Source organism: Marinobacter sp. AC-23 (genome assembly GCF_001858325.1).
Lineage (GTDB): Bacteria > Pseudomonadota > Gammaproteobacteria > Pseudomonadales > Oleiphilaceae > Marinobacter.
On sequence record NZ_MBPP01000021.1, the window covers coordinates 1 to 16,460 of the forward strand.

A 16,460-nucleotide genomic window follows, 5' to 3' on the forward strand; every position below is an offset into this window, starting at 1 on the left:
ATCTTCCCAGCCATTGCCAAAGGCAAACCCTCCAAGAAAAACAACAAAGGGAAAAAAAAAAAGCAAAAGCAAAAGCAAAAAAAAGGTATGCCGAGTGTGGCTTGCCAGCCAAATACCGAAGTCACCCCCATCCCAAAATCCAGATACCCGTCATTCACTTCTCCCACCGCACGACCATGGTCCACTGGCGACAGTCCGGTCGGCATTGGCCTGGGTGATAAAAAGGTCAGTTGGCCACTCGGAAAAGGCACGGAACGCCCCGCGCGGGGTGACTGTTCTAGACGGTTCGCTTCCTGCTTCATTCGAGACTATCCATAACAATGAGTGGTTGATGAAGCTGCCACCAGGAAATCTTAGCTTTCGGTATCTCTTGAACAGGAGTCAAAGGATACCGACTGTCTGGGGTGGTCTTCAGCATATACACAGCACCTGTGTATAACCCATTTGGCTGCAGAGTTTCCAGTTTGATCATCAAACCAAGGTCGCGGGTTCGGATACCATGTTTAGTTTTATCATGGACTGGTGGTCTGAAGACCAGTTGCAAATGCGCGACACCATCTGGCTGCTCGAGGCTAGCTAGGATGGCACCAGTACAAGGTACCCAGGTTTCCGGATGCATAGAAAACATCCCTCGCTGCCCTGGCTGGATTCGCCATGCGGCAACCGATAGCCGGTAAGGTGCTTGACCATCCAAGGGCTCCTGCAAACTGTCCGAAGATAACCTATGGCAATTTAGATGCAGCTTGGAAGCCTTTTCTCCTTCCATTGCGATTTCGTCAAGGGTGACACTGTCGCCAAGTCGGGCAAAGGCGCTCCCATAGGCTTCAAGCGAGCCATGGTGGATATGCTCAATCTCGCGGGACCAAGGCGTCGTTTGCAGCCACTTGTCTCGCTCGCTCAAATTATAACGGTTATACAGCCAGGTACCGCCCAACTCAAAAACTGTGAATACCAATCCAGCTATATTCAAGCGGGCAAAAAGACCGGACAAGGTCCGACCTGTTGTGGCCCAAGCTATAGCCTTGCTCCCCACTCCCCGCGCAGCAAGAGTCTGAAAGAACGACTGACCGGTTCGAGCTAGCCCATAGGCATTCGTAACAGCCAGTCCTCCGCTGCCAATCATGCCCAGCGCTGCACCAGCCTGAGCTTCGGCATTTCCTGTCTGGACTGCTCTCAACCAGTTTTCGCGGTGTTTGTAGGAGCTAATACTGGCACTGACTACACCAAACAGATAGGCAGGGCCACCAAGCCATATATGCAGTTTACCCATCTGGATATGCACGCCTTTCAAAGCGGTGCGCTGCCAAGCACTGGCCAGTGCCTGCGCTCTGGCACCATAGGCGGTGTCCATTATACCCTGAGCTGCCAAAAAACCTGCAGCTAAGGTGGCACCAAAACTCTCACCCACTCGCGTCAGGTTGTCTTGCGAAAACTTCTCTTCGTTATCTGACGAGTAAAGCTCGACCAAAACATTTCCAAAAATTGCCAACTGAACTCCGAAAACCAAGAGCCCAAGCCCATCCCCCATCAAATTCACACGAGGGGCGGAGGCCAAACCTTGCCGGAAATGCCCAACCAATCGCCCCAGTTCCTGCTGGTGCAATGCAGGCATAACCAACGTCAAACCGGCACGGCCGGTGACGGCTGGTTCCAGTTTCAGGCCAGTGTCGGTTTCTTCAACTGGGCTGAGGGCCGCTGCTACACGTTTACCGACTTCTCGATGCTCTTCACGGGTGGCTTTGAACTCAGCCACCAGCCCTTTGGCTCTTTCGGAACGATGTCCGTGGGTTGATTTGGCAACGTCATGGTCGTTCTGAAGCTGTTTCATTCGCTGATCAAGCTGCAGCATATTTCTGAGGTTGTTCCGGAACGTCGCCAGCTCGTCTTGCGAAGCAACGCGGAATTCTGCATTACCCTGATCTATAGCGTCCAACATGCCTCGCTTGAAAAAATACGGCAGATCCCGAAAAAGATCATCCAACTCAGGCAAGGTTTGGCTTTCAATCGCTTTATACAGCTTCCCAATAGCGCGCCCCTTGGCCAAGGCAATAGCTGGCGCGATCGTGTCCCCCACTGCATCTGCTTTTTGTTGGATTAGCTGCGAGTAGTTAGAAAAATCCGGGAGCTTGCCATTTTCTGCTGCGCTTATCTTTTGCGCCCAATCCGACGCGCGGGTCACCACGGCGTAGCCAGCGTTGGCGACCAGAACGTAGGTTTTCGCCAGCTCACCGTCTGCTGACCGGTCGTACTTTGGTAAAGTCTGGAAAAGTGGGCGACTGTATTGAGGATGCTGCTTCAACCACTCTAGTACACCCTCGCTCGCTTCATCAGAACGGCAGATGTCTTTCCGGCAGGCATACTCCAGATCCAGCGCTGCCTCGATCTGCACCTCATCTTCCGAGTCAAAATACCAAGTTGCATCTTGATAGCGATTGTCGATCAGTAACTTAACGCGATCACTAGTTATATCCGTCAGTAGCGCCTGCCAGCGAGCAAGCTTGGTACGCTGGGCAACCATGAACTGATCCATGGCTTCACGATCAATGAGATCATTGACCCCACGGTGACCGAAGCCTTGCCCTTCCAGAATTGTCTTCAGGTGGTCGCGGTGGTTCTTCTCCAATGCGACGATACCGTCGATATGGGAGTCCACGAAATCCGGCTTCGCCCCATCCATGGCTTGTCGCAGATACCACTCGTCTACCGCCCTCTGCATTTTGGGAAGAATGCCGTAGGCATTTGTCCTATTGGCTGTGCTCCGAATCTCTTCCACTCTGGATTTAACCTCAGCAGGAAGTGAGGCATCGTTAGGGCCGGGTCGGAGCTCATCTTCCAACTGCCTCAAGGCGGTCAGCAAGGCCGACTGGGTATCTGAACGATCATTTTCCGACATAGCCTCCAGATCCTGCTGCATGGAAGCAATGGCAGGATGGTTCGAACTGGCCATCATGGAATCCAAGCCCTGCTCATCCAACAAGGTCATGGATTCAATCAGCGAGCCAAGAACATAGTCTCGCTCACTGTTTCCTTCTTCTGTCCAGCTCTCAATCCACCCCACTACATCATCCTGATGTTGGGCGAGATCGAGCATAACGCCTATATCGTCTCTTAAGACGAGGCAGAGACAGTTAGAGGTATCGTCGATGCCTTGTTGCTTTATCAGCTTGCCGAACCGGCTTCTATGGTAATAAGGTTGATTTTCCCAGTGATAGGGTTCACTTTCCTGAGGGTGGCCACCCCCGACTGGCTCCGGAGTATTGTCTTCAGAAAATTCGGCTACCCGTACCCTCGCCTGGTCTGGAGTGAGTAAAAATTCACCCCCATTCAACGGCGAGGCACCTGCAAGATCAACCCTCTGCAACAGTGCATCGCGCTCTTCCGGATCATCCAATACCTGCGCTTTTTTCTTCGTCGTCCACGCCATCTCCGAAAACGCCACATACAGTGCGTGAGACGCTGGGTACTGCAGCTTGCCGTCATTATCCCCCGTCAATTTACCGTCTTCATGTCGATATTCGTGAAGCTCTTCCGTATTGGCATCCAGTATATAAATATAGCCATCCCTCAAAAGGCGATAACCAACGGGACGGGACGTCAACGAATAAGGATAACCTGGGTCGGTATCGACAGGAGCCGCCTCCACTCTGCCGTAGCGGATAGGCAGCAAGTGAACGGATTTTAGCAATGGACACGAGGCTGGTTCATCAATAGGGGTGCCTGGCTGTTCCCAGCACAACAGATCGTTGTTTGCTCGGTCATTAGTGGGGCGTTGTTTCCTTGCCATCATTCATCCTCGATCCGTCGGGAATGCGGGTTCAGTGGCGGCATCGCCGCCTGCTTGGCTGGACAATGTTGCGAACAGGAACTGCATCACCTCTCGCAAACTGCGGCACCCATCACCAAGTGCCTCATCCAGTGTTTTCGTGAGTGCAGGATAGGCATCAGGCAATTGAGAGCCACCTAACTGTTTGCGTACTGGCTCCTCAAGCTTACTCCATATTTGCAGAGCGTCTTTGCGCCGATTGAAAACCTCGAAAGCCTCCTTTAGCTCTGGAGAGGCGATCTTTTTTTCAGGTTGATCTATTGTTGAGCGTGGCCGGGTAACCGGCGGCTCAACCAGATGCCACTGCTCGCTGATACGATCCGGAACGATCAGTCGATCGACGACACTGTTGGAAGAGCAAGTCAGATTGTTCCCGATAACCGACCGGGCCAGCGCCGGATGAGCAATCCGCATCAACTCTTCATAGCCGGGCACCGTTTCGATTTGTAGATGAGACCGCATCCAACGGGACAACGCAGTGCGATCTGTGGCAGAAACCAGAAAATAGCCATGCTCTTGCATCGGCCCCTGCTCCAGGAAGCCTTCCAGTACCGGGTCATCAGGCCCGTTCAACCATACAAGCCAGGGAGACAGATCCGAAACTACCTCCCAGCGAGTTCCAACGTACAAGCACTCAGCACTGATCGGCTGATCGCCAGCCCACTGATAAATCTGTTTACCAAGCTCTGGAATTGAGGTTCCATCCAAAACAAGTGCAACTGCGCAATAATCAGGCCAGTGAAGCTTATCGAACGGCGAATCATAAATCGGTATAGATTCCAGGCTCATAAGTTCTGTTCCTCACAGACAGGACATGTTGCATTGCCTTTCCTGAGCGCAGCCACCTGAGACTCCACGTTAATTGCCTGGGCGCTTTCTCGCTGCTCCACTTCCGCCAATATCGCGTTCGAGGGCGCTGTAGGCTGGTCGCCATCAATAGACTGCGGCATTCCCGCCATGACAACACCCTGTCCACTCCCGCTTCCCGGCGCCCCACCAGAATTAATCTTGATCCCCGGCCCACTCAACGTCACCCCACTGGGATCCAACTTAATAAAACTGCCGCCACCGGAAATGGTGATTTCAGCTCCTGCATCCAGCACAACTTTGGCACCGGCTTTGTGGTGCACTTCACTCCCAGCCTCGCACAGTGTCGCGCTGCCGGATTTCTGGTGCAGGGTGCCGCCGATGCTCTGGCTGCAATCGGCTCCGATGCTGTGGCGTTTTTCGCCGTCAACGGTGAGATGGTCGTTGCTCTTTACATGGCTGAAGCGGTCATTTTCAACGGTCTGGTGGCTGTCGTTTTTTACGACTTCGGTGCGGTTGTTCTCGGTGAGCAAGTCCAGATCTTTCTGGGCGTGTATGTATACCTGCTCTTTGTCCGCTTCATCCTCAAACCGCAGTTCGTTACTGCCCTCGCCCTTGTGCGTCTGGGTTTTCAGAGTGGTGCGGGTTTTGTGTTCTGGCAGCGCGTACGGCGGTGTATTGGTAACGTGATAAGTACGGCCAGTAATGATGGGCTGATCCGGGTCGCCGTCGAGGAAGGAGACGATGACTTCGTTACCGATTCTGGGCAGGGCCATAAAGCCATACTGGCCGCCAGCCCAGCCCTGGCTTACGCGCAGCCAAGCGCTGCTGTGTTCGTCGTTCTTGCTGTATCTGTCCCAGGGGAAACGCACTTTTACCCGGCCAAATTCGTCGCAGTGGATTTCTTCCCCTTCGGGGCCGGTGACAATGGCAATCTGCGGGCCGTCCATGAGTGGGCGGTGGGTGATGTTCGGGCGCCATGTTTTGTCGGCGGGTACGGCACTGAAGGTATTGTGATAGGTGGTGGGTTCAGAACCGCCCTCTTCTTCCATGGCCTGGGGTTGTTTGCCGGTGTGGGTGACAGCGGTCAGCAGCCAGTCCCGATTCAAGCTGGGGTTGTCGTGCTCGGTAAGTTCGGCTTTGGCGCCGCAGGTAAAGTCTGCACGGTTACTTTCGCCGTTGGCAGTGCTGGCGTCGTTTCTGAGGGCATCCAACCTTGCTTCGGTAAACGGCTGACCGCTGGCGTCGGCTTTGAAACGGCTGGGTAGTCGAAGTGCTGATAGTCTTGGCGCTGGCTCGCGCTGGCTGCGCTGCGTTCGTGCATCAGGGCGTAGGACGGGTTTTTGAAGGTGTAGTCCTTGGTGGCTACAGAGGCGGCACGCACCCGTTCTTCGTAGCGGAAGCGGAACACGGCCGGTTGTTTGGTGCTGCCGCCGGCTTTGCCGTTGTATTCGGCGGCTTCCAGCCGGGGCGCATCGCCATGGTGATCGGCAAGGATCAATCCGGGCTGTTCGCTGCCGTGTTCGAAACGGTAATGCCAACCTTCCTCTCCAGCTAGCCGTTCAACAAATGCCAGATCGCTTTCCCGGTGCTGTACGCAGTATTCCCGCTTCTGGGGCGCACGTTTGAGATCAAACACCGAATTCACAATGCCCCGTTCTTCCAGCAACGTGCGCACAATGGTGTCTGTGGCCTGGGTCTGGAAGATGCGGCTGTTGTGCATCAGCCCTAAGCGCCACAAAGGCGGCTGAATGATTAATTCGTAGCAGGTGCGTCGATGGCCGGTGTCGCCACGGGCATACTCGTTCACTACGCCTGTGAATCGGCGAAGAGGGGTGCCATCTTGCCAAACCACCAGGTCCACCGATTGCTCCAAAAGCTCAGATGCATCGATGCTCGGATCGGTGCTAGCCAGCTCAAGGCGGCCATGAAACAGCTCGGATAGCCGCTCAGTCAGCGTAAAGCCAACAACGGAAAATAGATCAGAGGGGAGTTCGCCAACACGGGCGGTAAACTGCAGTCCGCTTGTCTGGAGCATATCTTCGATCCCTGAAGATTAGTGTGTTATTCGTGCTCATCCTGAGCCGGAACCAGATTATAACCTCCAAGTTCCGGAATGTAACCCCGTTGCGCCGAACCGCTTAAAACATGAGAGGTTGACCACAAGAGCAATCTGCTGCACGCTAATCTGGTTTCGTTACGCAACCTAATGGGCTAAACTGCCCCATACCACCTCACTGCAGATAGAGAGGAACACCATGAGCCAATATCAAAATCGCGCCATTGTGCTGAAGCAGCGCCCCAATGGAGAAATTCAAGAGGGTGATCTGGTTATGGAAGAGCGCTCAGTGCGCAGCCCCGAAGAAGGCGAAGTTGTTGCGCAAATCCTTTGGCTTTCCCTGGATCCGTACATGCGCCCGCGCATGAACGATGCCAAAGGATATATGGATCCCATCAAGATTGATGAACCCATCGTAGGCGAAAGCGTGGCGAGGGTTGTCGAGTCCCGGTCAGACAAGCTTAAAGTTGGCGATCTGGTCACTTGTTACTCTGGCTGGCAGGAGTACGTAACCTTCCCGGCAGACGCGCCGATGGTTTACAAAATCCATCAAAAAGACGGCGTTCCACTGCAAACATATCTCGGTGTTGCCGGCATGCCAGGCCGCACCGGCTACTGCGGCTTGACCTACTTGGGCAAACCCAAGTCAGGAGAGACTGTTGTGGTTTCTGCGGCATCAGGCCCCGTGGGTACAGTTGTTGGCCAAACCGCCAAAACAAACGGTTGCCGCGTCGTCGGCGTTGCCGGGGGCCCGGAAAAGTGCAGCTATGTGGTTGATGAACTAGGTTTTGATGCTTGCGTGGATTACAAAGCAGGCAACCTGGAAGCTGATCTGAAAGCCGCCTGCCCGGATGGCATCGATATTTACTATGAGAACGTGGGTGGCGACGTTACCCGAGCCGTTGCGCCGTTATTGAACGCTGGCGCACGGGTACCTATTTGCGGTTTTGTCTCGGCCTATAATGCCAAGAGTACCGACAACGTAGAGACGCCGTTCGATATTCTCAAGCGCCTGGATCCGGTTCCGGAGCACCGCTTTTTCTTGGTAACCGAGTGGCAGGACAAGCACCAGGAGATTACCGACATCCTTACCAGCCGTATTGCATCAGGCAGATCAAATACCGTGAAACGGTTGCTGAAGGCCTCGAAAACGCAGTTGAGGCCTTCAAAGGCATGCTGAACGGCAAAAACTTCGGCAAGCAACTGGTGCATATCGCCGACTAACGCAAAATGGCGACTAACGCCGGGAAGGCTACGCCCCTATTTTGAGGAGCACCTTCCCGGTATTTTTATTGGCCGCCACATGCGCCATGGCTTCTTCAGCCTGCTCGATGGGCCAGGTACTGTCGATCATAGGTTCAATCTGCCCGGCTACCAGCAGCGGCCAAACGTGACGGTAAAGCTCCTGCAATACGCGCCCCTTGTCGGCGACAGAACGGGACCTCAGTGTAGAGCCGATCAGCCTGTGACGTTTCATTAGCATAAGGCCCAGATCAATTTCCGCTGTCCGCCCACCCATGAGGCCAATCAGAACAATCCGACCGTCGGCGCCCAGAACTTTCTGGTTCTCTTTAATGTAGCTTCCCCCGACCGGATCCAGCACCATATCCACGCCACCCCAACTCTTCACCGCATCCACAAACGAACCGTTTTTGCGGTTCCAGGTGCCAGTTGCACCCAGTTTGCGGCAAATTTCCAGCTTTTGGTCATCGCCGGCGGTTGCAAAAACCGGGTTACCAAAAGCCGTAGCAATCTGGATAACCGCAGTGCCCAAGCCGCTGGCTGCTGCGTGCAGCAATACCCTTTCACCAGGCTGCAGGTCGGCTTCCTGGTATAGGTTCAGCCAAGCTGTCGCAAACACTTCAGGAATAGCCGCAGCTTTTTTCAATGAAAACCCTTTCGGTACCGGCAACACCTGAGCGGCAGGAACCACAACCTTGGTTGCGTAGCCTCCCCCGGTAAGCAGAGCACACACTTCATCGCCTACATTAAAGCCCGAAACGGTCGAGCCTATCGCGGCAATGCGGCCACTCACTTCCAGGCCAAGAATGTCGGACGCGCCCGGAGGTGGGGGGTACACGCCAGCCCGCTGGGACAGATCGGCACGGTTAACGGCACTCCAGACAACATCGATTTCAACGTGATCTGCAGGCAATTCTTCATAGCTCGCGCAGTCTTCCCAGCTAAGGGAATCGCCGGTTACCTTGATCGCTTTCATCATGTTTTTATATCTCAGCACTCGGAATATCTCATCAGGATACCCCAACTCTCTGGGCGGTTGTAAGGGTGTATGCTTTCATGGCTGGGTAATGCAAAAATGGTAATTTGGCGTGACGTTTTTCTTGTCAGGGCACAAGCTTGCCTGCGTAATTTTCTATTGGGAGTACGAGCAGCTTATGAGTAGCAACGATTTTCGTGTAGAGCATCGCTACCTGGAACTCCCGGACAGCTTCTACACCCGCGTGCAGCCTACCCCGCTTAAAAACGCAAAAATGGCGTGTTTCAATCACAAGCTGGCACAGGACATGGGCTTTCACACCACCAATGAAGCCGACTGGGCGAAAATTGGCGGTGGCACAGAATTGCTCGAGGGCATGGACCCCGTCGCTATGAAATACACCGGCCATCAGTTTGGTGGCTACAACCCCGACCTGGGTGATGGCCGCGGCCTTCTGTTGTGGGAAACCATAGGCCCCGATGGCCGCCGCTGGGACTGGCACCTGAAAGGCGCTGGGATGACGCCCTACTCCCGCTTTGGTGATGGCCGGGCGGTTCTGCGCTCAACCATTCGCGAATACCTGTGCAGCGAGGCCATGAACGGACTGGGCATTCCAACCACCCGCGCCCTGTTTATGGTCAGTGCCCGCGACCCCATACGCAGGGAATCCATTGAAACGGCAGCGGCACTGGTGCGTGTGGCCCAGAGCCATATCCGCTTTGGCCATTTTGAGTTTGCTGCGCACCATGAGGGCCCAGAAACAGTAAAAACACTGCTGGAACACGTTGTCGAACTTCACTTTCCACAGCTGGCGAACCTGGCGGAGGAGGAACGCAACGCCCGCTGGTTTGAAGAAGTGGTGGAACGTACCGCGCGCTTGATTGCCGATTGGCAGGCGGTTGGTTTCTGCCATGGCGTGATGAACAGCGATAATATGTCGATCATCGGCGATACGTTCGATTACGGCCCTTTCGCGTTTCTCGATGATTTTGATGCCGGGTATATCTGTAATCACACCGACCAAGGCGGCCGCTATGCCTATAACCGCCAGCCCCAGGCTGGCTTTGAGAACTGCCAATACCTTGCCAATGCCCTACTGCCGGTAATGCAAGAGGACACCATTCGCAAGGGTTTGCAGCGCTACGAAGCCGCCTACAATGGGCGCTTTTTACAGAACATGCGGAGCAAGCTTGGATTGGTGCAGGAAAACGAGGGTGATCTTAGCTTGGTTATGGACACCTTCAGCATGCTCAACCAGCAGCACACCGACTACACGGCTTTTTTCCGAGCACTTTCGAATCTCAACACGCACGGGCATGCACCAGTGAGAGATCTGTTTGTGGATCGTGACGTGGCGGATAAATGGTTGGAGCGCTATGCGCAGCGGCTTGAAAACGAAACCCGCACCCATGATGAGCGGGAACACGAAATGCGCCGAGCAAACCCTAAATATATCTTGCGAAACTATCTGGCCCAGCAAGTGATTCTGGAAGCGCAGAACGGTGATTACGAGCCCATGAAGGAACTGATCAAGGTTCTGGAAAGGCCGTATGACGAGCAGCCGGAACATGAAAAATACGCTGCACTGCCGCCGGACTGGGGCAAACACATCAGTATCAGCTGCTCAAGCTAACGAAGAAGAAGCAGGAAGGTTAAACCAAGGACCAAAGCTGAAAGCCTGGCCCTTGGTTTACTAGCTCAAGTATCCTCAGACTGCCTTGGCAGCAATGATTTTCTCGTGCCACTCAGCAGGGCCAGTCTGGTGCACGGAAGAACCACGGGAGTCCACCGCGACGGTGACCGGCATGTCTTCCACATCAAACTCGTAAATGGCTTCCATACCCAATTCCGGGAAGGCCACCACCTCGGCATGCTTGATGGCTTTTGACACCAGGTACGCAGCGCCGCCCACTGCCATCAGATACACCGCACCAAATTCACGAATCGCATCAATGCCCGCCTGACCGCGCTCGGCTTTGCCGATCATTCCGGTGAGGCCGGTTTTCGCCAGCATGGTATGGGTAAACTTGTCCATACGTGTAGCGGTAGTGGGGCCTGCAGGGCCAACCACTTCTTCACGTACCGGATCGACCGGGCCCACGTAATAGATGAAGCGACCTTTCAGATCCACCGGCAGCTCCTCGCCGTTGTTGATCATATCCACCATCTTTTTATGCGCGGCGTCGCGACCGGTCAGCATCTTGCCGGATAACAGAACCGTTTCACCCGGCTGCCAGTCTTTTACATCTTCCGGCGTAACCGTATTCAGGTTTACCCGGCGCACGCCTTCGCCTACTTCCCAGGTAATTTCCGGCCAGTCGTCCAGGCTTGGTGGGGTTTGCAGAGAGGGGCCAGTGCCATCCAGTGTGAAATGCGCATGGCGAGTAGCCGCACAGTTCGGAATAATCGCCACCGGCTTGTTTGCAGCGTGGGTTGGATAGTCTTTTATCTTCACATCCAGCACGGTTGTCAGGCCGCCAAGGCCTTGAGCACCAATGCCCAGATCATTCACTTTATCGAACAGCTCAAGGCGCAGCTCTTCGGCACGGTTGGACGCACCGCGCGCCTGTAGTTCGTGGATATCAATCGGATCCAGCAGCGATTCTTTTGCCAGCTGCATCGCCTTCTCAGCCGTGCCGCCAATGCCAATGCCCAGCATTCCGGGCGGACACCAGCCAGCACCCATCTGCGGAATCATTTTCAAAACCCAGTCGACCACGGAATCCGACGGGTTCAGCATGGCAAATTTGGATTTGGCTTCAGAACCACCACCCTTGGCAGCCACATGCACTTCAACCGTATCGCCCGGAACAATCTTGTAGTGAATGATTGCCGGCGTGTTGTCTCCGGTGTTCTGACGCTTACCATCCGGATCAGCCAAAATCGATGCCCGCAGCACGTTGTCTGGCTGGGTATAGGCACGACGGACGCCTTCATTGATCACGTCGTCCAACGCCATCTCACAATCCCACTGAATGTTCATGCCGACATTCACGAATACCGTAACAATCCCGGTGTCCTGACACAGAGGCCTGTGGCCCTCGGCGCACATGCGTGAGTTAATCAGAATTTGCGCCATGGCATCCTTGGCCGCCTGCGACTCTTCCCGCTGATAGGCCTCGTGAACAGCCTGAATAAAATCTTTCGGGTGATAGTAAGAAATAAACTGCAGCGCGTCCGCTACACTTTCAATCAGGTCATCCTGGCGGATTACGGTGGTCATAGGCGCCTCATCAGGTTGGTCTCGTTATGATGGAATCGTCAAAAAAACAGGAGGCACAGTTTACCAGAAATTCGCGAGCGCGAGGGAGTCGGCAAAAGGGGAAGCTTTTCTTAACAAGCGCTGCAAAAAAGGTATCATCCTAACGAAATGATAAAAACACCGCAGCAAGCACCTTAGGAGAGACCGTGGCAGACTTTATTCAAACCAAAATCAACAACCGGGTTTTGACCGTTCGCATCAATCGCCCAGAGCGCAAAAACGCCCTTACCCACGCTATGTATACGGCCCTGGGCGATGCGCTTGAACAGGCCAATACAGATGCCGACATTCGTTGCGTACTGTTTACTGGCAGCGAAGAGTGCTTTACCGCCGGCAACGACCTGGGGGAATTTGCCAGTGGCTTGCCGGGAGATTTCAAAGAAACCCCCGTGGGTCGCTTTTTACTGCTCCTGGCTAATGCGACCAAACCAGTGGTCGCCTCTGTGAACGGTGCGGCCGTAGGTATTGGAACCACCATGCTGCTGCACTGCGATATGGTGTTCGCAGGCACCAACGCGCGCTTTCAGATGCCGTTCGCCAACTTGGGTTTGTGCCCGGAGGGCGGCTCAAGCCTGTTATTGCCCTCCTGGATTGGCCGGGTGCGCGCAGCAGAACTACTAATGCTGGGTGGCGCCTTTAGTGCAGACGATGCCTATCGCCTGGGGCTGATCAACCGTGTGTGTGAGCCCGCCGAGACAGAAAAAACAGCACTAGAAGCCTGTCAGAAGCTCGCCAGCCAACCACCGGCTGCCATCAGGGCTACCAAAAAGCTATTAAGCGGCCCGACTCACGAAGAACTTACCACCACCATGCTGGCTGAAGGGGCACTCTTTGCAGAGCGCCTAAAATCGCCAGAAGCGGCAGAAGCCTTCCAAGCGTTTATGCAAAAACGCAAACCGGACTTCTCGGGCTTCAAATAATTCGCCCGCCCGCCGAGGAACATACTCCGGCGGGCAATTGATACGATTTGTAAAAACCCCTGCATATCTTTAGCTTGGGCTCGACAAACGCCTACCAGCCGACTAGTTTTCATTGAGGCCGAGCTCTGTTGAGCATGGAGGATCCAAACCGCAAAAATCACACTTTTGGCTGATCAACACTGACTATAGTGGCGCTATAGTCATAGGTATAGAAATTGGCTTCAAGCGCTGGCTACAATTTCAAACAACAGTTTAAGCAGAACAGGCCACTGACATCGGGTTTACCGCACCAGACCGGCCCCGTTAGTTGCCGAACATAACGATACAACAACAGGAAAAGGTTCCACCCATGTTCAAGAAAACTCTAATAAGTCTTGCCGTGGCGTCTTCCCTTGGGCTAACAGGCTGCCTTAGTGGCGCTGACGAGGGGTCGAATGCTAATCCGGAATATAATATTTCTAACCCAGACATTGACGGAAAAACGTGGCCGCGTTTCAATCCGGTCACAAAGCAATTGCCAATCCCAAGCGACTTATTGTTCCAGCAAACCAGCAATGCTGGGGATACACCAACAAAAGCAGACGGGACTTTTTCTGACAGCACGTCTTCCGACCCTAACGCTGTAGAATACGCTCTTGGTTTTTTAGACGGCATTTCGACAGTCGCACCAATCGACATTCCGTTTGAAGGCTCAATCAAAGAGTCAACAGTAAATGATACTCAGTTTGTTGCTGTTGGGGTTCCTAATGCGGAACAGAACGTATTTTTACTCGAACTCGCTTATCCGGGCGGTGATGCCGTAAGTTCAACCAGTCTATTCGTCAAAGACGGTTTAGAGTCAGCAGATTACGCTGATGGCATTAGCAGTGATGAACTGACTCCGCTTAAAAGTGAGGCCAGAATAAATCCATCAACTAAGCTGCCGCAAACCAAGAGCGTAGAAATTCCGATTCCAGCCCTTTCTACGGGAGCTACTCCCGTTGATTTTCGAGCCGAAGTTATAGGACTTGACGGTGGAACTGCAAACTATCTGCGCATTACACCGCTAAAACCTCTTAAGCCGCAAACACGCTACTTAGTAGTCGTTACTGACAGTATTACAGACCTCAATGCTGAAAAAATCATCAAAGATCCATTATTCGCTACGGTCTCGGACAAAGATGCTGTTCTGGGGAACCCCAGTTCTCTCGCGCCGGTTCGGGATGCGGCGCTGGGCTGGCAGTCATTGGCTGAAGCCTACTTCAATGGCGCCACTAACCTAGCTCGCCAAGCTCAGGGCCTGCCTGCCATTGATCGAACTAACGTAGCATTGGCCTACACTGCAACCACGGGCGGCACCAGCACGGTGCTAGACAGCATTGCAAACCCGGCCTCTTTCTTTGAGAAAGGCTAGTAACCAAAGCCAAACAAGACGCCATATATAAGTTGGTCACAGGCCAGCTAACTCTTTCAGCAATGGAGGTTGGTGGTGCTTACCCCAACAACCAGGTAACGCCCGAGAATCGCTGCTTAAACACTGCTCTCATTGGGGCCGTCACAGATTCAAGCAAGGCTTCATTCATTCCGGAATTAACACCTGGCGCTCCCAGCTATGACGCAGACATAACTAATTTTGCGCAACTGCCCGAAAACGCCCTGAAGGCTAAGGCACAACTAACTGTAGCTGCCGTTAGCGAGATGATCGGTCAAGGTCTTATTACGAATGCTGATGTTGGGGGCTACGACTGTGACAACAGCGTAACCTTTGCCCAAACAGCAGGAGTTACAGAGGACGATCTGGAGACCTTGCTTCCTCAGCCAGAAAGTCGTGACACAGCTTTCTATACAGCTGGAGGCAACTCTAAACCTGCAACAGAATTTGGCCAGCCCAACCCGGCCGATATTCACCTAGGTCAAATTGAACTTCCTTACTATCTTCAGGTGCCCAGCTCAGATGCCAACGCACCATCCGCTCTGACAACTGCTTGGCAGGCCAACGAAATCATAGGCGGTGCTATTGATGGTGGTCAGGGCAACGATGCCGGCACTACACCACCTACGAACAAGGTGACGTACCGCTATCCGTTCCCTGGTGGCACAACTGGTGGCACAACCGTTCAGACTCCAGTTCTTTTACAAACTCCATCTGGCGCAGGAACTTTGGCCGGTGGAACACCCAACGGATTACCAGTTGTTATCTACCTGCACGGCATCTTTGGCGAACGCGGCCATTCTCTGTCTTTAGGCAATCAACTTGCGAACCCAACCTCAGGCCCAAGCTACGCAACTCTTGCCATAGATCTACCAATGCATGGCGTTGCACCGCTGCTAGCAAGCGACCAGTCCGCAAACCCACTGCTGGGATTGAGCGTTGATTACAATGCCGACACTGCGGACAATAAGCCTGCCTTTAAAGCGATCCCGACTTTTAAAGATCTTAAAGAGCGTCATTTCGGATATGCTACAAACGCAAAAGGCGAAATTACCCCCATCAACTATGGAGCCAATGCCAACGGTACCTCAGGAGCAAATTACCTGAACCTTGGAGTTTTGCCTTTACCACGTGACGCCGCGCGGCAGGCTGTTGTTGACTTGATGAACCTGAACGCATCGATTGCAGACATTGACTTCGATGGTGATGGCACTCCGGATCTTGACCCTTCCAAGGTTTACTTTGTAGGGCACTCACTGGGTGGAATCATCGGTACGGCTTTTGTTGCCACCAACAACAAAGCAGTAGCTAATGACAGTAACACAGCGCTAAATGCCATTAACGCAACGGCTTTAGTCACATCTGGCGGCGGCATTGCGCGACTTCTCGAGAATTCTCCGAACATCGGGCCGACAGTTCTTGGTGGCCTAGCGAAAAAAGGTGTGGCACAAGGTACCTCGTCTTTTGAGATTTACTTGAATGTTGCTCAAGCCACCCTGGATTCTTCAGACTCAATTAACTTTGCTCAGGGCTTAGCGGAGCTACCAACTCCAGTTTATGCAAACGAGATCTTCGGGGATGGATCCTCACGTGCAACCCAGGATCAAACGATTCCTGTTGCGGCAGATGAACTCTATGCAGGTGACTACACGCGCCCACTGGGCATGGCCAAACCCGCGCCTCTATCAGGTACTGAGCCATTACTCGACTTGCTAAATACCACTGCCTATAGTGTCGACGGGGCGGTAGGTGGCAATATCGCTGTGCGTTTCAGCGCAGGAACCCATACCACTATCATCAAGCCAGAAGGCCTGACACAAACGGCCGTGTTTGCTGATATGGCTGCCAATATAATCTCGTTCTTTGGTTCGAACGGTGAAAGCATTGGTTTCGCGGGGGCCGCACCTGTGGTAGTCGACGGTGATCCAACTAATCCAGATTAATTAAGCAACTACAATAT

Annotated in this window: 9 protein-coding genes and 2 pseudogenes; 5 read left to right on the forward strand and 6 right to left on the reverse strand. The window is 53.6% G+C overall.

The features are described 5' to 3' along the window. From BCA33_RS20755 to BCA33_RS07815, 4 genes and pseudogenes are all read right to left on the reverse strand, one after another. A pseudogene (locus BCA33_RS20755) lies at positions 1–302 on the reverse strand (hypothetical protein); the annotation flags it as partial. Continuing rightward, complete coding sequence (locus BCA33_RS20475) at positions 299–3,787, reverse strand: toxin VasX (RefSeq protein ID WP_175469730.1); 3,489 nt, start codon at positions 3,785–3,787, stop codon at positions 299–301. The gene BCA33_RS20475 and the pseudogene BCA33_RS20755, both read right to left, overlap by 4 nt. Next, positions 3,788–4,612: a DUF4123 domain-containing protein gene (locus BCA33_RS07810; RefSeq protein ID WP_071264767.1), complete on the reverse strand. Its 825-nt coding sequence runs from the start codon at positions 4,610–4,612 to the stop codon at positions 3,788–3,790. Continuing rightward, a pseudogene (locus tag BCA33_RS07815) lies at positions 4,609–6,668 on the reverse strand (type VI secretion system Vgr family protein). The gene BCA33_RS07810 and the pseudogene BCA33_RS07815 overlap by 4 nt, the downstream one beginning before the upstream one ends. Before the next feature lie 220 nt (positions 6,669–6,888). Here BCA33_RS07815 and BCA33_RS07820 point away from each other — a divergent pair. After that, positions 6,889–7,869 carry an NADP-dependent oxidoreductase gene (locus BCA33_RS07820; protein ID WP_254774261.1) on the forward strand — a complete coding sequence of 327 codons (981 nt, stop codon included), beginning with the start codon at positions 6,889–6,891 and terminating at the stop codon, positions 7,867–7,869. 72 nt (positions 7,870–7,941) lie between these two features. Here BCA33_RS07820 and BCA33_RS07825 read toward each other — a convergent pair whose 3' ends face one another. After that, a complete protein-coding gene (locus tag BCA33_RS07825; RefSeq protein ID WP_254774262.1) occupies positions 7,942–8,928 on the reverse strand; it encodes an NAD(P)H-quinone oxidoreductase in 987 nt (328 codons plus the stop codon). A gap of 157 nt (positions 8,929–9,085) precedes the next feature. Between BCA33_RS07825 and BCA33_RS07830 the strand changes: the two genes are divergently transcribed. After that, the gene (locus BCA33_RS07830; RefSeq protein ID WP_071264842.1) at positions 9,086–10,540 is read left to right on the forward strand and encodes a YdiU family protein; all 1,455 of its coding nucleotides are present in this window, start codon (positions 9,086–9,088) and stop codon (positions 10,538–10,540) included. A 75-nt stretch (positions 10,541–10,615) separates the two neighbouring features. Here the strand turns inward: BCA33_RS07830 and BCA33_RS07835 are convergent, their stop codons facing one another. Beyond that, the gene (locus tag BCA33_RS07835; protein ID WP_071264769.1) at positions 10,616–12,130 is read right to left on the reverse strand and encodes a fumarate hydratase; all 1,515 of its coding nucleotides are present in this window, start codon (positions 12,128–12,130) and stop codon (positions 10,616–10,618) included. 185 nt (positions 12,131–12,315) lie between these two features. Between BCA33_RS07835 and BCA33_RS07840 the strand changes: the two genes are divergently transcribed. From BCA33_RS07840 to BCA33_RS07850, 3 genes are all read left to right on the forward strand, one after another. Then, positions 12,316–13,089, forward strand: coding sequence for an enoyl-CoA hydratase (locus BCA33_RS07840; protein ID WP_071264771.1), 774 nt, complete (start codon positions 12,316–12,318; stop codon positions 13,087–13,089). A 349-nt stretch (positions 13,090–13,438) separates the two neighbouring features. Next, on the forward strand, positions 13,439–14,482 hold the full coding sequence (locus BCA33_RS07845) for a hypothetical protein (RefSeq protein ID WP_071264773.1): 1,044 nt from the start codon (positions 13,439–13,441) through the stop codon (positions 14,480–14,482). A gap of 62 nt (positions 14,483–14,544) precedes the next feature. Continuing rightward, complete coding sequence (locus BCA33_RS07850; RefSeq protein WP_071264775.1) at positions 14,545–16,443, forward strand: hypothetical protein; 1,899 nt, start codon at positions 14,545–14,547, stop codon at positions 16,441–16,443. Positions 16,444–16,460: the final 17 nt, after the last annotated feature.

Excerpts from the sequence above, each read along its gene's own strand:
- BCA33_RS20475 (WP_175469730.1), bottom strand. The coding sequence starts at position 3,787 with ATGATGGCAAGGAAACAACGCCCCACTAATGACCGAGCAAACAACGAT.
- BCA33_RS07820 (WP_254774261.1), top strand. The coding sequence starts at position 6,889 with ATGAGCCAATATCAAAATCGCGCCATTGTGCTGAAGCAGCGCCCCAAT.
- BCA33_RS07845 (WP_071264773.1), top strand. The coding sequence starts at position 13,439 with ATGTTCAAGAAAACTCTAATAAGTCTTGCCGTGGCGTCTTCCCTTGGG.
- BCA33_RS07830 (WP_071264842.1), top strand. The coding sequence starts at position 9,086 with ATGAGTAGCAACGATTTTCGTGTAGAGCATCGCTACCTGGAACTCCCG.
- BCA33_RS07835 (WP_071264769.1), bottom strand. The coding sequence starts at position 12,130 with ATGACCACCGTAATCCGCCAGGATGACCTGATTGAAAGTGTAGCGGAC.
- BCA33_RS07810 (WP_071264767.1), bottom strand. The coding sequence starts at position 4,612 with ATGAGCCTGGAATCTATACCGATTTATGATTCGCCGTTCGATAAGCTT.
- BCA33_RS07850 (WP_071264775.1), top strand. The coding sequence starts at position 14,545 with ATGGAGGTTGGTGGTGCTTACCCCAACAACCAGGTAACGCCCGAGAAT.